This window comes from Candidatus Magnetobacterium casense (assembly GCF_019173545.1).
In the GTDB taxonomy this organism is placed as follows: Bacteria; Nitrospirota; Thermodesulfovibrionia; order Thermodesulfovibrionales; family Magnetobacteriaceae; genus Magnetobacterium; species Magnetobacterium cryptolimnobacter.
Window position 1 is genome coordinate 1 of sequence record NZ_JABXWD010000283.1, and the last position, 4,748, is coordinate 4,748.

General features: G+C 52.8%; 7 protein-coding genes and 1 riboswitch. Of the genes, 1 reads left to right on the forward strand and 6 read right to left on the reverse strand.

Features of this window, described 5'->3' with window-relative positions:
- The first annotated feature begins 68 nt into the window (after positions 1–68).
- Entirely contained in the window at positions 69–257 is a 189-nt protein-coding gene (locus HWQ67_RS20605; RefSeq protein ID WP_425340727.1) for a tetratricopeptide repeat protein, read from the forward strand.
- A gap of 56 nt (positions 258–313) precedes the next feature.
- Here HWQ67_RS20605 and HWQ67_RS13325 read toward each other — a convergent pair whose 3' ends face one another.
- The 6 genes from HWQ67_RS13325 to HWQ67_RS13350 form a co-directional block, all read right to left on the reverse strand.
- Positions 314–1,219: an energy-coupling factor ABC transporter ATP-binding protein gene (locus tag HWQ67_RS13325; RefSeq protein WP_218253180.1), complete on the reverse strand. Its 906-nt coding sequence runs from the start codon at positions 1,217–1,219 to the stop codon at positions 314–316.
- A gap of 160 nt (positions 1,220–1,379) precedes the next feature.
- Positions 1,380–1,730 (reverse strand): energy-coupling factor transporter transmembrane component T family protein, encoded by a 351-nt coding sequence (locus HWQ67_RS13330; protein ID WP_218253181.1) that lies wholly within the window; start codon positions 1,728–1,730, stop codon positions 1,380–1,382.
- A 20-nt stretch (positions 1,731–1,750) separates the two neighbouring features.
- Complete coding sequence (locus HWQ67_RS13335; protein ID WP_218253182.1) at positions 1,751–2,140, reverse strand: CbiQ family ECF transporter T component; 390 nt, start codon at positions 2,138–2,140, stop codon at positions 1,751–1,753.
- Complete coding sequence (locus HWQ67_RS13340; RefSeq protein ID WP_218253183.1) at positions 2,137–2,445, reverse strand: energy-coupling factor ABC transporter substrate-binding protein; 309 nt, start codon at positions 2,443–2,445, stop codon at positions 2,137–2,139. The genes HWQ67_RS13335 and HWQ67_RS13340 overlap by 4 nt, the downstream gene beginning before the upstream one ends.
- Complete coding sequence (locus tag HWQ67_RS13345) at positions 2,446–3,153, reverse strand: energy-coupling factor ABC transporter permease (RefSeq protein WP_425340728.1); 708 nt, start codon at positions 3,151–3,153, stop codon at positions 2,446–2,448.
- Positions 3,154–3,277: 124 nt separating this feature from the next.
- The gene (locus HWQ67_RS13350; protein ID WP_218253185.1) at positions 3,278–4,117 is read right to left on the reverse strand and encodes a sirohydrochlorin cobaltochelatase; all 840 of its coding nucleotides are present in this window, start codon (positions 4,115–4,117) and stop codon (positions 3,278–3,280) included.
- A gap of 13 nt (positions 4,118–4,130) precedes the next feature.
- Positions 4,131–4,449, reverse strand: a riboswitch (cobalamin riboswitch).
- Positions 4,450–4,748: the final 299 nt, after the last annotated feature.

Below are 4,748 nucleotides of genomic sequence, written 5' to 3' on the forward strand. Positions count from 1 at the left end.
GAATGACAAACTTGGAAAAAGCCTGTAACTGTCATTCCTGCGAAAGCAGGAATCCATGCCTTTAAACCATGAAATTAATTTTACCATGCTTTTTAAAGAGGATACAAAAAGCCCTTGCTATCTTCTTGGAAGTTTATGGAGAAAAACATCCGTACATTGCTGGTTCGTATAACAACCTCGCCTACTTATTTCGCCAGACAGGTGATACGCAAAAGGCCGACTTCTACGCTGCAAAGGCTGAGGCGGCCTGGCCTTAATCCACCCAAACCCCAACCAACTAGCCCTTTACGGGGTCAAGGGGGCTTCTTCATGGCTAGGGTAGGGGGGTCTGAAGGGGGCAGGTGCGACCTGGAGCGATAAAGAAAGCGGAGCCGCCCCTTTCTTTCTTTTCTTGTATCGCTGCCAAAAGCTCATCCCTGGTTCTTGGCATTACCGCCATGTCGCTAAAAAAGCCCTTCTTTTTCAACTCATCGCAGACGGCAAGGACAAACGGCCTCGATATAACGCCGTCCTGTAACAGGGCGCCATCGCTGAAGACCTCAACGGGGCTGCCCTCACCAACCTTTGTGCCGTCACGGATGACAACGACGTTGTCGGCCCACGCGTAGGCCAGGTCTGCGTCGTGCGTGGACATCACCAGCGTGACACCATCGCGGGCCAAGGCGTTTAGTATCTCAACGAGCAATGCGACATGGGCAACATCGAGGCTGATGGTAGGCTCATCCAGGACGATTACCTCGGGTTGCATGGCAAGTACCCCGGCTATGGTTACCAGCTTCTTCTGGCCAAAGCTCAACAGATGTGCGGGCTTGTCCTTGAGGTGGGAGATGCCCGTTGCTTTCAACGCCCAATCCGTGCGCTCTGTCACCTCCTGCACCGTCAAGCCAAGATTCATGGGGCCAAAGGAGACGTCTTGTGCCACGCTGGCTGAGAACAACTGCCGGTCGGGGTCTTGGAATACCACCCCTACGCTCTTGCGCAACTGCCTCAGAGAGTTGCGGTCATAGCCGAACTCCTTGCCTTTGAAGAACAGATTGCCTTCTCTTGCCCTTAGTATTGCGTTTAGGTGTAGCAGGAACGTGGATTTACCGGCGCCGTTTGGGCCGATTATGGCCGTCTTTTTGCCGACTTCTAGGGCAACGCTTAGACCTCTTAGGGCCGCTGTGCCATCGGGGTAGTTGTAGGTTAGGTCATTGGCTTGAATAATGTATTGGCTCATCTATACTCCATCGACGAAAAAAAAAGAAAAAAAAAGAAAAGAAAAGAAAAGAAAAGAGAAGAAAAGAGAAGAAAAGAGAAGAGGGGGCGGCTCCGCCCCCCCTCAAACCCCCCTGCAAGGGGACCAGTCCCCTTGACCCCTTCTTGCGCAGGCCTTATACTCAAATTAATACAGCAACGGCTATCAATATTGCGTCTATAGTCATTATCACAATTATGTTTTTCCATGACACTTGATAATTTCGCTGTAGCACGTTTAATTCCCCTGTATACCCCCTCGACTCCAGGCTGATCTCAAGTTCCCTGGCATATCTTAGCGTCCTGACAATCAGACTTGACACCAGCATCCCTAACGACCGGTACGACGTCCTCACTCCGGCGTATCCAAGGCGGGCATCCTGGGCAACGTAGACCCGCTTGGCCGTCTCCAGCAACACGTATATAAATCGGTACGTAAGCCCTACAAGTTCGACTACTATTGCGGGTACACGCATCATCTTCAATACCGCCATTGCGTCAACTATGGGAGTGGTCAGGGAAAAAAAAAGAGGCCCGACATCGATGCAACGGTCTTTAGCACCAGCAGGGCGGCCTCCTTCGCCGTGACAATCGTGATGCCGATGGTCTTGCCAAGTAGCGTTACCCCAACGGCTGTCTCATCCCCGGGGGCTACAACTCCCACCGCTACCCCAATCCCGGCCAGCACGGCAAAGGACAACGGCAAACAGAGCGCCTTTGCGTAGAACCCAAGCGGTATCCCTGCCTTATACACCGTTGCGATGGTCATGATTGCCACCACCAGCAGCAGCACTAACGTCGAGTGGGTCAGCAGGCATACAAGCACGGTCAGGAACGCAAAGGAGAGCTTCTCCGCCGGATGCACGTCCCTGAGGGCATTGCTGTAGGCGTAGGTGTCAATCATGGCTTCCGAGACGCATTCTTAGCGGACTTGAGCCTCATTGTGCGTTTATAGGCAAAGTAGGCAAGTATAAATATCATGCCGACGGCTGCCTGCAATGCAAAAATCATGGCTTCGGCCTTCTCCGACGGACTCCACAGCGGTTGAATCCACGGCATATAATCGGCCCTGATGACCCCTATTGCTTCCGTGGCCAGGTTGTCAGTGCCTTTGAACTCTGCATTTGTGTGGATGAATCGCGGGATGACCACAATGGCTATGCACAGTAACAGCAAGGCAATGTTTGTCATTAGCAAGTTTTTTTTCATTTACGCCTCCTTGTTTGAGAAAAACGGCAGCGCCCTGAGCTCTTCGGCGCTGTATGTGGACAATGCGTTAAAGACGATTAGCGTCAACAGCCCCTCACACACGGCCAGAGGTATCTGCGTAACGGCAAAGATGGCGAGGAACTTTACCGCCGATGCCGCAAATCCGCCATCCTTGGCCGGGAAGGCCAGGGCCATCTCCATTGCGGTGACGGCGTATGTGCATAGGTCTCCCAGGGTGGCGGCAAGAAAGACCCCCGTCCACTGTGGCAGTCGCAGGCGGTTTGACGCCCTGTACGTCAGCCAGGCGACCATTGGGCCGACTATCGCCATGGAGAGGACGTTTGCCCCCAGCGTGGAGATGCCCCCGTGTGCAAGCAGCAGTGCCTGAAACATCAACACGATGCTGCCCATGACCGTCATGGCGGTGGGGCCAAAGAGCATGGCGCCCAGCCCAACGCCCGTGGGGTGCGAACAACTGCCTGTGACGGAGGGGAGCTTCAGGGCAGAGAGGACAAACATAAATGCCCCGCACAGTCCAAGGAGCATCTTGAGGTTGGCTTTGTCGGCTACGGTTTTCTTTATTGACCTAAGTCCTATCACAAAAAACGGCACAGATACCCCATACCAAAACACGCACCACCAAAACGGCAAAAAACCCTCCATTATGTGCATGGCAAATGCAGGCGTGGGTACGAACACAAAGCACATAAAAAAGAAAAGAAGAATCGGGGGGCGTCTTGTGGCCGGGGTGCCCCACCCCCTCCGCCCCCCCCGTACCCCTCCCGCAAGGGGGCCAGCCCCCTTGACCCCATTATCTGCTGTCCTATTCATTTTAGTAATACCTCAATATTTCCAGCGATCTCTCAATGCGGTTGACAAAGCACCTGCGGACGTCTTCATAAAAGCCTAGGGCCTTTGTAAACGTGGCATCCATGTACTCGATTGTGGGGCAATCCACTGTGATGCCGTTTTGTTGGAGGTCGGCTTTAAAGCTGTCTTCTTTGCCCATGAGGTCTTTTTCTACGTGGATTCCGGCTACGTACATGAAGGGGATGATGCGTACCTTTTTGGGTACACCGGTATGTTGAATGTGAGCCATGAGTTTCCTTAGTGATCCCTGACGTTGGGGGATGCCATCCACGGTGGCCACGAACACGTTGTCGTATCGATTTTGGAGGTATGACTCCAGTGCGATGTAGAGGATGTTTGCGGGGTCTGCGCACAGCGGGGTGCCGTGTGCTACTACGAGGTTTATGCCGTCCTCTTTGGGCAGGAAGTCGGTTGCTATGGCGTCAAAGACCTCGTTGACGAAGTGCCATCTGTGCAACAGGCTCTCTCCGGCTGCCACCCGGATGCCCGGGAAGCCCAGACACGTCTCCATGAGTTCCTGGTACTCGGTGCCGGGGAATATCTGTAGTGGCTGGATGACGGCCCTCCTGTAGCCTTCTTCTTCAATCTTGGCAAGCGCTTGCAGAATGCCCGGATAGCCGGTTTTTTCCCTGATGATTTCGGAGGTGTATGCCCAGAGTATCCTGAGGCCATCGAAGCGTTCCTTCAGGACATTATCCAGCATGTCATAGACCACCCTGCCGTTGGTATTGGTTCCAAAGGCGGCAATGATAATAGCCGGGGCCTCTTTCAGGCCTCTTTTTTTAAACTTTCTCTCTTTCACGTATCCACCCGCGTGGCAAACTTTCTCTGCAACAGGTCTTCCGGCTTAGGGCATCAACGGTACGCTCTTACGCATCACGCTACCGTACACCTACTCACCCGCCTTCCCGACTAGGAGACACGGCCTCTGCTACAGTTCGATACGAACCATATCATAGCCGGGCGACCCTCTTTGCCAGTGGCTCTCACATTGGTTTAGCCCAATGAGCTATTGCCAATGCGTGGGCTTTCGTTCCCAATCACGGCTGCGGGGCAGCGGGAGATTCTCACTCCGTTGTCCCGTTGCAAGTCGTGTTGTAACATCAATACACAATTATAAACAATTCATTCGGTAAAATCAAGAGGGACAATTGCCTCATCTAAAATCTATACGAAACAACACCTGTGGTAGCGCTCCAGTCCGGCGTGGTCACATCGCTTGAGCACAGTAACAATGTCATACTACGAAAATATAAAAATGGCTTAAATGCGGGCAACCACGGTTGATTGTGGCGCTACCAGTCAGACTACTCAGGTCGAAAACCGTAATCCATCAATTGGTCAAAGGTGTATAGGCAGGTCTCAGGTAATTCCTCGGCGCTAATTCCCGTTTCATCTTCAAATGTGCGTTTGGCTAATATAAATCCTTTGCT

Coding starts and splice junctions, on each gene's coding strand:
- HWQ67_RS20605 (WP_425340727.1), top strand. CDS start 69: ATGAAATTAATTTTACCATGCTTTTTAAAGAGGATACAAAAAGCCCTT.
- HWQ67_RS13325 (WP_218253180.1), bottom strand. CDS start 1,219: ATGAGCCAATACATTATTCAAGCCAATGACCTAACCTACAACTACCCC.
- HWQ67_RS13330 (WP_218253181.1), bottom strand. CDS start 1,730: ATGGCGGTATTGAAGATGATGCGTGTACCCGCAATAGTAGTCGAACTT.
- HWQ67_RS13335 (WP_218253182.1), bottom strand. CDS start 2,140: ATGATTGACACCTACGCCTACAGCAATGCCCTCAGGGACGTGCATCCG.
- HWQ67_RS13340 (WP_218253183.1), bottom strand. CDS start 2,445: ATGAAAAAAAACTTGCTAATGACAAACATTGCCTTGCTGTTACTGTGC.
- HWQ67_RS13345 (WP_425340728.1), bottom strand. CDS start 3,153: ATGTGCTTTGTGTTCGTACCCACGCCTGCATTTGCCATGCACATAATG.